Genomic DNA, 16924 nt, shown 5'->3' with positions numbered 1-16924 from the left:
GTACCTATCCCAAAGAGAACCCCTTGATAACAAGGGGTTCTCTTTTCATTTTCACATCACCCTTTTAAACATCTTTTCCATTTCGTAAATTGAATAGGAGATGATGATGGGTCTTCCATGCGGACAGGTGAATGGATCGGTTGTTCGCCTTAATTCATCAAGAAGGGCTTGTATTTCATCGTTACGGAGGTGGCGGTTGGCTTTAATGGAGGCTTTGCAGCTCATCATGATGGCCGCCGCTTCACGCAGTTTTTTTATGTCCACCTTTTTCATCGACAATAATTGTTCAATCATGTCTTCAAGGATTTCCTGTTCAATTCCTTTAGGGAACCATTGTGGATGGGACCGGACGATAAAGGAATTGTAACCGAATTCCTCTAAAAAGACGCCGACCTTTTCTAGCTCATCCTTGTATTCATTGATTCGAATTGATTGATCGGTCGAAAATTCTAACGTGATCGGAACGAGCATATCCTGTAGCTCATTTTCGACACGACCAACCTTTTCTTTGAAATATTCATATTTAATCCGTTCCTGTGCAGCATGCTGATCGATGATATACAAACCTTTTTCGTTTTGGGCGAAAATATAGGTGCCATGCATTTGTCCAATTGGATACATAGGAGGTATGCGGCTTGAAGCATCTTCCTCCTCCATTTCTTCCTCATCCTCTTCGACTGTATATGTTGTATACCCTTCAGCGGATTCGAACAAGGACCTTTTTTCTTCTGGAGGTATGACAGGGATAGAGGCCTCTCCCATTTGCATTCCATCTTCACTGCTATATATTAATTCATGCATGGTATCAATATCCTGGTTATCATCGATAGATTCCACTGGAATTTCTTGCTGTTGTTTTTCTCGTATCAAGGTATTCTTTAGTAGGGATGCTTCTTTTTTTGCTTCTTCAAGAACTTGCCTTCCCCTTTCCACGACATGGTCTAAGCTGAGAGACGTCTGCTCGCTCTTAGGCTCCTCTTTCTTGTGTGACGGCGTGAAACCGCTTGGAATCAAGGAAAGTTTCTTGAAAGCCGATTTAATCGTTTCCGATACTAAGGCATATAACTCCTGTTCCTTACTAAGTCGCACCTCTAATTTGGATGGATGTACATTAACATCGACCAAGATTGGATCCATTTCAATATTCAACAAAGCAATTGGGAAACGTCCAATAGGAAGGAGTGTGTGGTATCCCTCCAGGATTGCCTTAACAAGAACATAGTTTTTTATAAATCTACCGTTAATCATAGTCGAAATGTAGTTTCTGGAGGCACGGGTGACCTCGGGCATTACGATATATCCGGTTATAGTGAAGTCCAAAGACCTCGTCTCTATCGGAATCATCTTTTTGGCAATATTCATTCCGTAGATTGCGGCCAGTACTTGCCGGACATCTCCATTACCATTCGTATGCAAAATACGTTTCTCATTATGCGTAAGGCTTATCGAAACGTCAGGGTGTGACAAAGCCAGCCTGTTCGTGACATCCGTAATGTTTCCTAGCTCCGTATGAATCGTTTTTAAATACTTCAATCGTGCCGGTGTATTATAGAAAAGCTCGGAGACCGTGATGTCCGTCCCTTTTCGGCTTGATGAAGCCTCCAATTCACGAATGATCCCCCCTTCAAGCAGAATTCGGGTTCCTGGCCCCTCTCCCGTGCTGCTTTTCATTTCAAAATGGGAAACTGATGCGATACTTGGCATGGCTTCACCACGGAACCCGAGCGTCCGAATCCGAAACAAGTCATTTTCATCTTTTATTTTACTTGTGGCATGACGTTTGAACGCCGCTTCTACATCATCGGCCGTCATTCCATCTCCATTGTCTATGATCCTGATGGACCCAAGTCCGGCCTCCACCAATTCAATTTCAATGATGGTACTGTTGGCATCTATGGCGTTCTCCACTAGCTCCTTCACGACTGAGGCAGGACGTTCAACCACTTCGCCAGCTGCTATTTTATTCGATAAAGACTCGTCTAGCTGTATGATTTTCCCCACTTTTATCGCCTCGCTTCAATTATTTATTTCAATTTCTTATGCAATTTATAGAGTATATTCATCGCATCCAGTGGTGTCATTTCTAGGATATCGAGCGATTTGATATCATCAAGCACTTTTTTTTCCTTAGCTGATGAACTGGTTTTTTCCCTTGGAACTTCTTCTCCGAAAAAGGAAAGTTGCGACGCTTCATTTACAACCGTACCATCCTTTTCTTTAGATCCTTTAGGAACATCTATATCTACTACAACAGCTGACTTTGAAGGTGTTTGCGTCACTTGTTCATTATCACTTTCAAGTTGCGCTAAAATGGCAGCTGCCCGGTCAATTAACTGTTTTGGAAGGTTGGCAAGCTTGGCAACATGAATACCATAACTTTTATCGGCTGGTCCCTCTTTTATTTTATGAAGGAAAACGACATTCCCATTCTGTTCGATTGCACTTACGTGGATATTTTTCAGTTTAGGAAGTTCCTCTGATAGCACGGTCAATTCATGATAATGTGTTGAAAAGAGTGTCTTTGCACCGATTTCTCCATGAATATATTCAATGATTGCCTGCGCTAACGCCATACCATCGTAAGTGGAAGTTCCTCGTCCGATTTCATCGAATAAAATCAAGCTGTTTTCCGTAGCATTCATGATGGCATTTTTTGCTTCGAGCATCTCGACCATGAAAGTACTTTGCCCCGAAATGAGATCATCCGCTGCACCAATTCGAGTGAACACTTTATCGAAAATCGGCAGTTCCGCTGAGGTCGCCGATACAAAACAACCGATTTGGGCCAAAATGGATGTCAACGCAATCTGACGCATATACGTACTTTTACCCGACATATTAGGTCCTGTAATCAAAAGTAGCTCACGGTCGCTATCCATAAAACAGTCATTTGGAACATACTCTTGAGAATGCAGTACTTTTTCGACAACAGGATGGCGTCCTTCCTGTAAGGCTATTTTACGATTTTCAGAAAAGACCGGCTTTACATAATGACGCTCTTCACTGATCGTTGCAAAGCACTGGAGAACATCAAGTTCACTGATGCCTTTCGCAAGCTCTTGTAAACGTGGGATATAGCTTTTCACCTGTTCACGGAGGCTGAGGAACAGATCATATTCAAGACCGATGCTTTTCTCTTCGGCTTGTAAAATCAAGGCTTCCTTTTCTTTTAGTTCAGGTGTGATATATCTTTCAGCATTGGTCAAGGTTTGCTTCCGTTCATACCGTCCCTCTTCAAGTAAATGCAAATTGGCGCGAGTCACTTCAATATAATAACCAAATACTCGGTTATAGCCGATTTTCAATGATCGTATTCCGGTACGTTCCCGTTCCTCCCGTTCCAGCTGAGCGATCCACGTTTTTCCGTTTCGGCTGGCATCTCGATATGTATCCAGTTCCGAGTGGAAACCATCTTGGATAATGTTCCCTTCCTTAACGGATAACGGTGGATTTTCCACTAATGCCGTTTCAAGTAAATCGGTCACTTCCTCACAGGGATCCAGCTTTTCGGCGAGAGCTGTTATATCACCATTGGAGCCCAAGGATTGGACGATTTCACGAATGATGGGTACTTGTTGGAGTGAACGTTTCAACTGGATTAAATCACGTGCATTGACATTTCCAAACGCCACCCGGCCCGCAAGACGCTCTAAATCATATACTTCCTTCAAGCGCTCGCGCAAATCTTGACGTTCGAAGTAGTGATCCTTCAATATTTCCACAAGGTTTTGTCTACGTTCGATTTGCAGTCGATTGATGAGTGGACGATCAATCCATTGCTTAAGCATCCTGCCTCCCATCGCTGTCTTCGTCTCATCCAAAAGCCATAATAACGACCCTTTTTTTCCTTTGGAACGGATGGTTTCCGTCAACTCCAAATTACGCTTGCTATAATAGTCGATTTTCATATAATGGGACGTTTCATATGCAAATACTGGCTGCAGGTGATCTAGGCTTCTTTTTTGGGTTCGGTATAAATAATTCAATAAACGCGCAGTCGTTTGAGCTTGCTTATCTTCTTTCAACAGTCGAAACAAAGAAACGAACGACTCACTTTGCTCTAAGTTATCCTCAAGGGAAAGTGCTGCGGCACCCCGTTCCTGCAATTGCTTTTTCCATTCATCGTTAAAATCCGTTGCAATGACAACTTCGCTGGCACCAAGGTTTGCAAACTCATTCAATACCTCTTCAAAACTTTCAATCAACGTGACCTTGTTTTCACCTGTCGACAAATCGTTGTAAGCAAAACCGAATGGCCCATCTGTAAAGGACGTGATGGATGCAATGTAATTATTTTCTTTTTCCCGAAGTCCCTTACTATCCATTTTGGTTCCCGGTGTAATCAGCTGGACAACTTCCCGGCGGACGACCCCTTTTGCTTGTTTAGGATCCTCTGTCTGTTCACAAATGGCTACCTTAAAGCCTTTTTCTATCAAAATATCAATATAATTGGGAGCCGAGTGATAGGGAATGCCACACATGGGAATTCGATTTTCCGTGCCACCCTCCCGGCTCGTTAATGTAATCTCCAGTTCCTGTGAGGCATTCAATGCATCCTCAAAAAACATTTCATAAAAATCCCCTAAACGGAAAAATAAAAAGGCATCCTGATACTCTGCCTTGATTTTTAAATATTGTTGAATCATTGGTGTATATCCAGCCATTCTTTCAAAACCTTTCCAAACTATAATCTGTTATTTATATATGTCATTTATTATACCATACGGGATAGCACCTTTCCTGTATTCGCTATTACAAGAAAACATGCATAATATACTGTTTTTTTCCTTTTTATAAGGGGATTTAGGACGCCGAGGAGCTTATGCGGGTAATAAAATATTCACTAATTTGGCCTGTCCTTCTTTTAACGTAAATAAGACCGGATGAAGGGAATGTCATCCGGTATTGACTATATTAAAGTATTTTACTCATCTTCGAATTCATCAAGGAAATCCGGATCTAAATCTTCGAACTCATCATCATCAAAATCTGAGCCCCAGTCATCTTCACAGCGGCCATCTGGGCTTACAGCGACGCAAATTTTCGTTTCGCCAACGACCTCCACAAAGAATTCTCTTTCCACATGAACAATGATCTTTTGTCCACATGGGGAGATGGATGCTTCTAAACAATTCGGCTGTTGGACAGCTTGTGCTACGATTTCATGGTCATCATGACAATCTGGATCACGGTATTTTAGCGAAATCACGTCGGTATATTGTACTTTTTCAGTGACAACTTCCGTCTTTGAATTATGGTTATATGAATACCAAACGTTGATTTCGTAGCTGCCGTGAATTTCTACCTTTTTGCCGACTTTCTTGGCATCGTATTTATGGTTGATGATCCAACAACCTAGAATGCTAGAAGGATGATGAGCCGGGCAAATGGTGTGTGAGGACTTTGTGAATTTACGTCCCTTGGCCACCACCGCTTTAGTTATTATCTCTCTATATTGTGACATGCTAGCGAACCCTCCTCATACAGTTTCCATTCATCCTATGCGTGGTAAAAGTCTAGTGTGCGTAGAATTTTTAATATCTGAAAACTGCTGTAATGTTTAAATCTAGGTTATTTTATGCACCAGTTTTGGGATATGTGTCACGAATGGGCGCTGTATAAGGGTTTTTGAAACATAAAAAAGCCCTTCTGCATCCAGAAGGGCTTCCCGAAAATATTATGAACAACCTCCGCCACCAGCCTGCACCTTTGATCCTGTCTCACCACGAAGGATATCACCTTCAGTTGATTCAATTATCAAATCCGTCACCTTATTGGATACTTGCGAAGAAACCATTTGAAGAAGGTCGTTGACATCGACTTGGGATTGCTTGAACTCCTGGACGATTGGAAGCTCATCCAACTGCTTTTCAAGGGCATCGATTTTCGCCTGAACTTGCCCGTATGCTTTTTCTTTTCCATAATGTTGGAAGTTCACAGCTTGTTTTTGTAAGCTTTTGATACTGGCAATCATTTCACGTATCTTTTGGTTTTCATTAATATGAGCCTCAGCCCGTTTAAAGAAATCCACTTCTTCCGTGCTGGCAATCATTTCAGCTAGCTCTGCCGCTTTTGTTAAGATATCGTCTTTTGTATATTTTGTCATTTTAATCCACCTCTATTGCTGTCGCTTCTTCAACCATATCCCCATTCAATGACCATGTTTTCGTGTCGGTGATTTTCACCTTGACGATTTGGCCAATCGCGGACTTTGGTCCTTTGAAGTTCACTAGCTTATTTTTCGTAGTATACCCTGCTAATACATCTGGATTTTTCTTACTTTCACCTTCCACGAGAACTTCTACAATTTGCCCATTGTACTCTTTCATTTTCAAAGCACATGTTTCGTTCACAAGAGCATTTAAGCGTTGCAGACGCTCTTTTTTCACTTCCATCGGGACATTATCCTGCATTTTTGCTGCAGGCGTTCCTTCTCGCGGAGAGTAAATATACGTATAAGCAGCATCAAATCCAACTTCCCGGTATAAAGACATCGTTTCCTCGAAATGTTCTTCCGTTTCATTTGGATAACCGACAATAATATCCGTCGTTAAAGATGCACTAGGAATTGCTTCCCTAATTTTTCTAACAAGCTCTAAATATTGTTCACGCGTGTATTTACGCGCCATGATTTTAAGCGTTTCCGTACTTCCCGATTGAACAGGAAGATGGATATGATCCACTAAGTTACCGCCTTTAGCAAGAACTTCAATCAAATGATCATCGAAGTCCCGGGGATGACTAGTAGTAAAGCGAATCCGCGGGATATCTATCTTACGGATTTCATCCATCAAGTCACCAAGGCGATACTCCATGTCTGTAAAGTCTTTTCCATATGCATTCACATTTTGACCGAGGAGGGTGACTTCCTTGTAGCCCTGTGCCGCAAGATGACGAACCTCCTGAATGATATCTTCGGGACGGCGACTCCTTTCTTTTCCTCGTGTAAAAGGCACGATGCAATACGTACAGAATTTATCACAGCCGTACATAATATTGACCCATGCTTTTGTTTTCCCTTTACGTACTTTAGGAAGATTTTCGATCACATCCCCTTCTTTGGACCAAACTTCAATGACCATCTCTTTTGAAAGATATGCCTCATTTAGGATTTGTGGTAGTCGGTGGATATTATGTGTACCAAAGATCATATCGACAAAATGATGTTTCTCAAGGATTCTTTTAACGACCGATTCTTCCTGGGACATACAGCCGCAAACGCCCAACAGTAAATCCGGTTTTTCCAATTTAAGTGATTTTAAATGCCCTAGTTCCCCGAATACTTTGTTCTCCGCATTTTCCCTTATTGCGCAAGTGTTCAGTAAAATGACATTCGCATCGTCGACTGTAGTGGTCGGTTGATATCCGAGTGCCGTAAAGATACCCGCCATGACTTCAGTATCGTGCTCATTCATTTGGCAACCGTATGTACGAATAAGAAATTTCTTACCTTCTCCCATTCCTCGGAATTGTTCAGGAATAGCAAAGTCATCATGATATTCTACATTTTCTTTTCCTCGTTTTTTAGCATCCTTCAAGGAAGGCGGTATATAAACTGCCTGAAAGTACTTACTGTAATCCTTTTCGGATTTTTTGTCCGCTGGATTTTCATTCTGTACTTGTTGTAATTCTAATCTTTGTTTCTCGTTCATGTTAATCTCCTTTCAAAATAGTTAGTTTATTTAACGTCCTAACTATTTCCAGACCCGCATACTAACCAGGTTTTTTGTTCACTTACCTATTTCATTCATGTGTAAATATTTGCTTTTAAGTGTGATATATCCACATTAACATAGTATAAAGCTTTTACCAGGAAGAAACAATCATTCTGTCAATCCTTTAGCGTTTGTTAGAAAAAATTCACAAAATAGGAAATTAAGAGATGGTAATCAACCAGTAACCTTCTATTTACTTCTCTCCAATCCGTTATCTAGGGCTATCGTACATTTTCTCTATATAGGACAGGACCCCATAGCATCCTGTCCACTCTTGAATAAGATATCTCGTACAACAAAAATATTTTAAGGAGTGACTTATATGTCATATTACGAGAACGAAGAGTGCTACAAAGGGAATCACAACGATAACAACAATTCTAATGACAGTAGAATCGAAAGGGACTTCTGTCGTGCGGTGAGAGGTTGTCAACGACGCAACAACGATAACGACAATCATAACAATAACAACAATAAGCATCATCATCACCATCATCATTATAACAACAACAATAACAATTCCTATGACAACAATAACGACTACAATAATTATAGAAATAACAATTATAACAATAATAATAATAATAACTGCTGCTGCAGAAGAAATCGTTGTAATTTCTTTTCTTTCGGATGCTGCAACAACAACAACAACTGTGGCTGCAATAACGGTTGGTGGTAAGACTTACTTCTAAGTAGTCCCAACTAAAAAGCGTTCGACCTCCCTTGAACGCGTTATTAACCACAAAAAAGGTTCACCCCAAATTTGGGGTGAACCTTTTCACGCTTACATAAATTCTTCAACCAATTTATCAAAATGAGCCTGATCTAGGGTTAAATCAGATTTATTCAACGCTTCATCGGCATAACCTGGAATTAATTCCTGATACGATGACCGTGAAGAATCTTGATAAATGATCCCAGTCACAAGACTGTCATGCTTCATTAACGTATGCATGGCCTGTTCTTTATTTGTGGAATCATATCCTTCAATCGTGCTTAATTTTGTTAAGTTTTGTTTGAACCAATCATACGTATTGATTTTGTTGTACGTAACGCATGGCGAGAAAACATTAATAAAGGAGAACCCTTTATGGTTGATTCCAGCTTCAATGATTGCAGTTAAGTCTTTTAAATCCGTTGAAAAACTTTGAGCGACAAAGGTAGCTCCAGCCGACAAAGCTAATTCCATCGGAGAGACTGCCCGCTCAATTGATCCTTCAGGCGTGGATTTCGTTTTAAATCCAGCAGCTGAACGTGGGGAAGTCTGTCCTTTAGTTAAACCATAAATTTGGTTATCCATAACGATATACGTTATATCGATATTACGACGTATTGCATGTATGGTATGTCCCATCCCGATTGCAAAACCATCGCCATCCCCACCGGAAGCTATAACCGTCAACTCGCGGTTAGCCATTTTCAATCCTTGGGCAATCGGTAGCGAACGACCATGAATGCCATGGAAACCATAAGATTTGATATAGCCTGAAATCCGACCTGAACAGCCGATTCCAGAAACCACAGCTAAGTTTTCCGGTTCCAAGCCTACGTTGGCTGCTGCACGCTGCATGGCAGCCTGAACGGAGAAATCCCCACAACCAGGACACCAATTAGGTTTTACATCATTTCGAAATTCTTTAAATGTTGCCATATTCGAACATCTCCTTGCATTGTGTGTGAATTTCATGCGGGAGGAATGGGTTGCCGTCATATTTTAGGATGCTTTTAATTTTATTTACATGCCCGACATTCATCTTGATAATATTAGCCAATTGTCCAGTCGCATTATTTTCAATTACTACTACTTTCTTAGCTGATTGCACTAAAGAAAGAACTTCATCAGCAGGGAATGGATGAATCAAACGAACTTGTGCATGATTCACTTTTATTCCGTCCGTTTCCAAACGGCCGATGGCTTCATCTATCGTTCCCCGGGTAGAGTTAAACCCTAGGATTAATAAGTCAGCCTCTGCGTGTGGTGCATTTTTGTAAACGGGTGTATTGAATGTGTTCGCTAAATTGCTAAGCTTACGCATCCGCTTATCCATTTGTGCTACACGATTTGCAGCTGATTCAGAAGGCTTCCCTGTTTCATCATGCTCTACACCCGTAACATGGTGAATTCCGTTTTTCATGCCTGGAACGACACGAGGAGAAACTCCATCTTCTGTTACTTCATAGCGCTTGAAATATGTTTTTTCTTGAGGGCCTTCTATTTCCGTGTCCAAAAGTTTACCACGTCTGATTTCCACTTTACTGTAATCTAGCGGTTGCACAGTCTGCTTACCCAATGATAGCTGTAAATCGGATAAAATGATAACCGGACATTGGTATTCCTCAGCAAGATTGAAGGCTTCAGCCGTATCATAAAAGGCTTCCTCAACCGTACTTGGGGCCATGACGATTTTCGGTATTTCTCCGTGCGTCCCATAAATCATAGCCATTAAGTCAGATTGTTCTTGTTTCGTTGGAAGTCCGGTAGAAGGACCGCCACGTTGTGTATCTACAATAACAATCGGAGTTTCTGTGATTCCCGCTAAACCGATTGCTTCCATTTTCAATGAAAGACCTGGTCCGGCAGAAGCTGTAATAGCACGAACACCACCGTAGTTAGCCCCGATTGCCATCGTAGCTGCAGCGATTTCGTCTTCCGTCTGAATGACGGTACCACCCACTTTAGGCAGTTTCTTGATTAAATACTCCATGATTTCTGAAGCTGGCGTAATCGGATAAGCAGCCATAAATCGACATCCACCAGCAACTGCACCTAGTGCGATTGCGTCGTTACCAATCATGAATAAACGTTTTTGACCATCCGCTTTTTCAAGTTCCATAGCGCCCACTTTTTCACCAAGCAATACTTCCATGGCCTTATAACCAGCAGTGATCGCATCCATGTTCTTTTTAACGATTTCTTCACCTTTACGGCCGAAGATTTCATCAACAACATCATTAAACACGGAGATTTCCATACCAAGTACAGCACAGGTAGCTCCGATGGCCACCATGTTTTTCATTAAAGAAGTACCCAATTCAGATGCGATTTCCGTAAATGGGACTATATATAACTCTGCCTTTGTATCTTCAGGGCAGACAGGTTTAAATTTTGCATCAGCGATAATGATGCCGCCTTCGTGTAGTTCTTTATAATTGACGTCTATTGTTTCTTGATCGAAAGCAACTAAGATGTCTAAATCATCTGAGATAGCACGAGTTTCAGAAGTACTTACACGAATCTTATTATTCGTGTGTCCTCCCTTTATTCGAGATGAGAAATGACGGTAGCCATACAAGTAATAACCTAAGCGATTGAGGGCAATACAGAATATTTCTCCTGTACTTTCAATACCTTCACCTTGTTGTCCGCCAACTTTCCATGAAAGTTGATTGATCATGTCTTACACTCCTTTAGAACGTTCGTATATAACTGCTATTTACCTGTACCTCTCTTCAGAACGTTCAATATGTAAATAATCGTTCTATGACAGAAAAGGTGTACTAAACGCTTTCAATTCTATCGGTTAAATACATAAATTGCAACCTTTTTGCTTTTATTTTTTATATTTTCAGAATATTCAATTCTATCTACAAAATCAGAATAAAAACACCATTTCGCCCTCTCCTTTTTTATCGAGGATAATGACGAACGAAATTTTCAAAAAGAATGCCTTTTACGAATTCTGTGGAATAGAGCCTATCAAGTTCATCAATTAAATTTTGGTAATTGCTATAAGAGACCAAGTCATCGACCATCTCTTCTATGCCATCGAAATCCGATCCAAAACCAATTTGTTTTTCTCCACCTAAACTACAAATATGTTCAATATGATTGATAACGTCTTTTATGGACGCGGATTTACCTTGTGATAAAAATTGAGGAACAAATGTCACCCCAATAGTCCCATTCTTTTTTAGGAGAGCCTTTATTTGGCTGTCTTTCAGATTCCTTGGATGTGGGCATAAACGATAGGCGTTCGAATGGGAAGCAATCGGAAAGTCTGCTATTTCTATGGTGTCCCAAAACCCAGATTCCGATAGGTGGGAAAGATCGCACCATATCGACTGCACATTCAATAATCCCACCACATCCGTTCCAAATCGCGTTAGCCCGCCTCCTCTTTTTTCTAAAACTCCGTCGGCTACCAGATTGGCATAATTCCATGTTAATCCTACCGAAGTAACCCCCAACTGAAGGAGGGTTTTCATCTTTAATACATCATCCCCGATGCAATCACAGCCTTCTAATGTCAGCAAAGCTCCTATCTCTTTTTCCCCCAGTGAATCGATATCTTTCTTCGACCTTATAAATTTCATTTCAGGTTCAGCCAGGACTTTTTTGTGAAAAATTTCCACCATCGCCAAGGCAGCCTGAAATCTCATATCCGAGTGGACTTGTTCAGGAATGTATATCGCAAAGCATTGGACCTTTCCACCTGAATCCATAAGTTCACGCTTTGTAATATGTAACTTATCGCTGTCCACAAAGGAAATATCCGGATCTATAAACAATTTCATCAAAACATCACAATGCGCATCAAAAATCACCATCCAATCCCCCTTCTCTACCTTTCTTATTCGTCACATACAAAAAATAACCTGCTCGCCATCCGACAAACAGGCATAAACTTATGAATTTATCTTGGTTCAACGATTAGCTTAATTGCCGTACGCTCTTCGCCATCAATGAGAATATCCGTAAAGGCAGGAATACAAATCAAGTCGACTCCACTAGGTGCGACAAATCCTCTTGCGATTGCTACTGCCTTAACGGCTTGATTTAACGCACCTGCACCAATTGCTTGAATTTCTGCGGTCCCTCTTTCTCTGAGAACCCCCGCCAGTGCGCCTGCTACAGAATTAGGATTAGATTTTGCTGAAACCTTTAATATTTCCATTCCTAGTCCTCCTTGTTTTCCCTGCCGATTATAACTTGGCTCAATAGTTATAACACTTTCCACTGCTACTATATTCAGCTAGTAAAACTTGTATGACAAAGAAAACCAGGATTGTCCAACAACAGATTTTAGATTCCCTATTAGGAGACCTTACTTAACTTTTTCCCTCATTGAATCTTTCTCGTGAAAATCACGTAGCTATTAAAGAAAAATGGACAATCAGCCACGACTGATGTCCATTTAAGTTAGTTATAAAACGGGTTATCTTCGTTTATCAGTATTCGCTCAATGTTTACCGCCTTGCCTGACTTTTCATCAATATCTATTAATACAGCACTTAATAAAGAACGGCCAGCTTTAGGTACTTCAAATCGCACAGGGAGGCTCGTCAAGAACTTATGGATAACAGCCTCTCTATCCATTCCCAGAATGCCGTCATAAGGCCCTGTCATCCCTACGTCCGATACATAAGCTGTACCTTGTGGTAAAACCCGGTTATCAGCTGTTTGGACATGTGTATGTGTGCCTACCACCGCAGTCACCTTCCCATCAAGGTACCAGCCCATCGCCTGTTTTTCACTTGTAGCTTCACCATGGAAGTCGACAAAAATGATAGGTGTCCTTTTTTGGGCTTCCAGAACGAGCTCTTCCGCTTTTCGGAAAGGACAGTCCAATGCTGGCATGAATGTCCGGGCCTGTAGATTGATGATAGCGACTTCCTGTTGATCTAGCGCTATATACTTCAGACCCTCACCCGGGGCACCCATGGGAAAGTTGGCTGGACGAACAAGATATTCCGCTTCATCAATAAACGAAAAAATATCTCGATTATCCCACGTATGATTTCCCATTGTTACGGCCTGCGCGCCCCACTCCAGAAAACTGCGGTAAATCTTTTCTGTAATTCCTCGGCCTCCTGCAGCATTTTCACCATTTATTACCGTGATGTGCGGCTGATATTTTTCTTTAAGTCTTGGGAGGTATTCTTTAACCATACCACGGCCCGGTGCCCCCACTACATCTCCTATAAATAACAATCTCATACTAAAACCCTTTCCTATATACATTTCACTTGTTTGGTATAACTGTTGAATGCACAGACATCCTCAAATAAGTTCATACAAAAAATGAAAACGAAGTGGTTTTCACCACTTCGTTTTCCAAGCCAAATCATTTGGCATATTCTACCGCTCTTGTTTCACGGATTACTGTTACTTTTATATGACCTGGGTAATCAAGCTCTTCTTCAATCCGTTTCCGGATATCACGAGCAAGTTTATGAGCCGAAAGATCATCAATTTGTTCTGGTTTCACTAGAATCCGCACTTCACGTCCGGCTTGAATCGCGAAGGATTTTTCCACTCCATCATAGGATTCGGATATCTCTTCAAGTTTTTCAAGTCTTCTAATATAATTTTCCAGTGTTTCACTCCGTGCACCTGGTCTTGCAGCTGATAAGGCATCAGCGGCCGCTACAAGCACCGAAATAATGGATGTTGGTTCTGTGTCACCATGATGTGAAGCGATGCTGTTGATGACAGTTGGATGTTCCTTATACTTAGTCGCTAATTCAACGCCGATTTCAACGTGACTACCTTCCACTTCGTGGTCAATTGCTTTCCCGATATCATGTAATAAACCGGCACGGCGGGCAAGTACTTCGTCCTCACCAAGCTCAGCTGCCAATAATCCTGAAAGTTGGGCCACTTCAATAGAATGTTTCAGTACGTTTTGACCATAGCTTGTACGGAACTTCAAACGACCAAGAATCTTGATAAGATCTGGATGAAGCCCGTGAACACCCACTTCAAAAGTTGTTTGTTCACCAATTTCACGAATATGTTCATCTACCTCACGTCTTGCCTTATCAACCATTTCTTCAATACGAGCCGGATGAATCCGTCCGTCCTGAACTAGTTTTTCAAGAGCCAAACGTGCTGTTTCCCGTCGAATTGGATCAAATCCAGATAGGATGACTGCCTCAGGAGTATCATCAATGATAAGATCAATACCCGTTAGCGTTTCAAGTGTTCGGATATTTCGGCCCTCACGTCCGATTATCCGTCCCTTCATCTCATCATTTGGAAGATTCACTACAGAAACGGTGGTTTCTGCAACATGATCAGCCGCACAACGCTGAATGGCTAGAGATAAGACTTCTTTCGCCTTTTTATCAGCTTCTTCTTTGGCGCGGGTATCACTTTCTTTAATCATAACTGCTACATCATGAGCAAGCTCATTTTCTGTTCGATCTATAATGATCGATTTAGCTTCTTCACGAGTCAAACCTGAGACACGTTCAAGCTCCGTTTGTTGCTTGCGTACCGTCTCGTCCACTTTGCTTTCCATCTCTTCAATATGCTGTTGTCTTTGGTTAAGAGACTCCTCTTTTCTCTCTAAAAGGCTTTCACGTTTATCCAACGTTTCATCCTTCCGATCAAGATTCTCTTCTCTTTGCAATAATCGATTTTCTTGTTTTTGTAATTCGTTCCTTCTTTCACGGGATTCCCGATCGGACTCAGAACGAACCTTGTGAATTTCATCTTTTGCTTCCAACAAGGCTTCTTTTTTAAGCGCTTCCGCTTCACGTTTTGCATCCTCAAGGATATGTTCAGCAGAGCCCTTTGCCCCTGCTATTTTACTCTCAAATTTTGATTTGTGAATAAAATAACCAACAACTGCACCGACGATTAGGCCAAGCAAAGTGAAGATGATTGTCATGGGTTCCATCGTTTCACCTCCCCTTGCTATGAACTTTTACATAAAATGTTGAACTGTCGGCAAGTACATTGCACAATAAATTCAATATACAGCTCTTAATTTTCAAAATTTTAGTTTGAAAAATTGTAAAATATACATATTAATTGTATAGTTGAGAATTTTTATTGTCAAGCCTTTGTCCCTTATGTATCAAGGTTTATTCTCGTTTTATTACTATGCATAGCAATTATGTATCAGTTTAACATAATTGAGGACTGCAAAACCGCTTTAATTTTTGCAATTTTTCCATTTCAAAGATCTTAAGGAATATAGAAAAGGCCTAAGCATAATTAGCTTAGGTCCTTTCCTACCATCAATCAAGTAGTTCAAGATGCTCCTCTTCAGCCTCTTTCGGGAGCTCAAACTCTCCATCTAGATTATAATGGTCCCTGATTTTTTGTGAGATTTCCTTAGCGATGTCCTGATTTTCTTTCAAGAACAATTTCGCATTTTCCCTACCTTGTCCCACACGCTCATCATTGTATGAATACCACGAACCACTTTTTAGGACGATATCCAGGTCTGCACCCATATCAATGATTTCGCCTTCCTGTGAGATTCCCTGACCATACATGATATCGACTTCCGCTTGACGGAAAGGTGGAGCTACTTTATTTTTAACGACTTTAATCTTTGTTTTATTACCAACGATTTCATTACCTTGTTTTAATTGTTCAGCACGACGCACTTCAAGACGAACAGTCGAATAGAACTTCAAGGCACGACCACCAGGAGTCGTTTCTGGATTCCCAAACATAATCCCGATCTTTTCACGAATCTGGTTAATGAAAATCGCAATGGTATTTGATTTATTGATAGCACCAGAAAGTTTTCTAAGGGCCTGTGACATCATACGGGCTTGAAGACCCATATGGGAATCTCCCATTTCTCCTTCGATTTCCGCTTTAGGAACAAGTGCTGCTACGGAGTCGATAACAATGATATCCACCGCACCACTTCTCACTAACGCTTCCGCAATCTCAAGGGCTTGTTCACCAGTATCAGGCTGTGAAAGCAACAATTCATCAATATTCACGCCAAGTTTTTCAGAATATGCTGGATCCAAGGCATGCTCAGCATCAATAAATGCAGCTGTTCCGCCAGTCTTTTGTACCTCTGCTATTGCATGCAAGGCAACAGTCGTTTTACCTGAACTCTCCGGTCCGTATATCTCAATGACACGGCCTCTCGGATAGCCACCTACTCCCAATGCTACATCCAACGCTAGAGACCCACTCGAAATCGTTGAGATTCTTCGATCGGACTGTTCTCCAAGTTTCATTACAGAACCTTTACCAAATTGTTTCTCAATTTGTTTTAACGCCATATCTAAAGCCGCTTGACGATCACTACTCACTTAAGTTCCTCCTCTATATTCAAATAATCGGCAGTCCGATTAAAGATGTTCTTACGTTAGCCATTCTTTGAGGACAAGGTCAATATCTTGTCTCAAAACCTATCTTAACTATATACTCTTTTTGCTATTTTGCCAAGCAAAAAGTCGAACATTCATTCGTTTTTTTCTTTTGGTTAAATCTTCATGAAAAAGTATTT

At 41.1% G+C, this 16924-nt stretch carries 13 protein-coding genes; 1 reads left to right on the top strand and 12 read right to left on the bottom strand.

What is annotated here, in order from left to right:
* Positions 1 to 51: 51 nt before the first annotated feature.
* The 5 genes from mutL to miaB all read right to left on the bottom strand — a co-directional run bounded on the left by mutL (position 52) and on the right by miaB (position 7652).
* Complete coding sequence (mutL, locus tag ACIQXQ_RS07215) at positions 52 to 2001, bottom strand: DNA mismatch repair endonuclease MutL (protein ID WP_402956375.1); 1950 nt, start codon at positions 1999 to 2001, stop codon at positions 52 to 54.
* 23 nt (positions 2002 to 2024) lie between these two features.
* Positions 2025 to 4664, bottom strand: a complete 2640-nt coding sequence (gene mutS, locus ACIQXQ_RS07210; protein ID WP_402956373.1) for a DNA mismatch repair protein MutS — start codon at positions 4662 to 4664, stop codon at positions 2025 to 2027.
* A 260-nt stretch (positions 4665 to 4924) separates the two neighbouring features.
* Positions 4925 to 5464: an outer spore coat protein CotE gene (locus ACIQXQ_RS07205; protein ID WP_402868478.1), complete on the bottom strand. Its 540-nt coding sequence runs from the start codon at positions 5462 to 5464 to the stop codon at positions 4925 to 4927.
* Positions 5465 to 5677: 213 nt separating this feature from the next.
* The gene (locus ACIQXQ_RS07200; protein ID WP_402868476.1) at positions 5678 to 6106 is read right to left on the bottom strand and encodes a YlbF/YmcA family competence regulator; all 429 of its coding nucleotides are present in this window, start codon (positions 6104 to 6106) and stop codon (positions 5678 to 5680) included.
* A gap of 1 nt (position 6107) precedes the next feature.
* A complete protein-coding gene (miaB, locus tag ACIQXQ_RS07195) occupies positions 6108 to 7652 on the bottom strand; it encodes a tRNA (N6-isopentenyl adenosine(37)-C2)-methylthiotransferase MiaB (protein ID WP_402868474.1) in 1545 nt (514 codons plus the stop codon).
* Between the two features lie 587 nt (positions 7653 to 8239).
* On the opposite strand from miaB, the gene ACIQXQ_RS07190 reads away from it, so the two are divergent.
* Entirely contained in the window at positions 8240 to 8407 is a 168-nt protein-coding gene (locus ACIQXQ_RS07190) for a hypothetical protein (RefSeq protein ID WP_402956370.1), read from the top strand.
* Positions 8408 to 8499: 92 nt separating this feature from the next.
* Here ACIQXQ_RS07190 and ACIQXQ_RS07185 read toward each other — a convergent pair whose 3' ends face one another.
* The 7 genes from ACIQXQ_RS07185 to recA all read right to left on the bottom strand — a co-directional run bounded on the left by ACIQXQ_RS07185 (position 8500) and on the right by recA (position 16727).
* Positions 8500 to 9366 carry a 2-oxoacid:ferredoxin oxidoreductase subunit beta gene (locus ACIQXQ_RS07185; RefSeq protein ID WP_402956367.1) on the bottom strand — a complete coding sequence of 289 codons (867 nt, stop codon included), beginning with the start codon at positions 9364 to 9366 and terminating at the stop codon, positions 8500 to 8502.
* Positions 9353 to 11110, bottom strand: coding sequence for a 2-oxoacid:acceptor oxidoreductase subunit alpha (locus ACIQXQ_RS07180; RefSeq protein WP_402956365.1), 1758 nt, complete (start codon positions 11108 to 11110; stop codon positions 9353 to 9355). Before ACIQXQ_RS07180 ends, ACIQXQ_RS07185 begins: the two co-directional genes overlap by 14 nt.
* A gap of 232 nt (positions 11111 to 11342) precedes the next feature.
* Positions 11343 to 12263 (bottom strand): dipeptidase, encoded by a 921-nt coding sequence (locus ACIQXQ_RS07175; RefSeq protein WP_402956363.1) that lies wholly within the window; start codon positions 12261 to 12263, stop codon positions 11343 to 11345.
* A gap of 86 nt (positions 12264 to 12349) precedes the next feature.
* A complete protein-coding gene (gene spoVS, locus ACIQXQ_RS07170) occupies positions 12350 to 12610 on the bottom strand; it encodes a stage V sporulation protein SpoVS (protein ID WP_191095538.1) in 261 nt (86 codons plus the stop codon).
* Between the two features lie 245 nt (positions 12611 to 12855).
* The gene (locus ACIQXQ_RS07165) at positions 12856 to 13653 is read right to left on the bottom strand and encodes a TIGR00282 family metallophosphoesterase (protein ID WP_402956361.1); all 798 of its coding nucleotides are present in this window, start codon (positions 13651 to 13653) and stop codon (positions 12856 to 12858) included.
* Positions 13654 to 13780: 127 nt separating this feature from the next.
* Complete coding sequence (rny, locus tag ACIQXQ_RS07160) at positions 13781 to 15340, bottom strand: ribonuclease Y (RefSeq protein ID WP_402868463.1); 1560 nt, start codon at positions 15338 to 15340, stop codon at positions 13781 to 13783.
* A 343-nt stretch (positions 15341 to 15683) separates the two neighbouring features.
* The gene (gene recA, locus ACIQXQ_RS07155) at positions 15684 to 16727 is read right to left on the bottom strand and encodes a recombinase RecA (protein ID WP_402868461.1); all 1044 of its coding nucleotides are present in this window, start codon (positions 16725 to 16727) and stop codon (positions 15684 to 15686) included.
* Positions 16728 to 16924: the final 197 nt, after the last annotated feature.

This window comes from Peribacillus sp. NPDC097198, from assembly GCF_044762055.1.
GTDB lineage: Bacteria > Bacillota > Bacilli > Bacillales > DSM-1321 > Peribacillus.
This window is presented reverse-complemented; position numbering and strand designations above follow the sequence as displayed.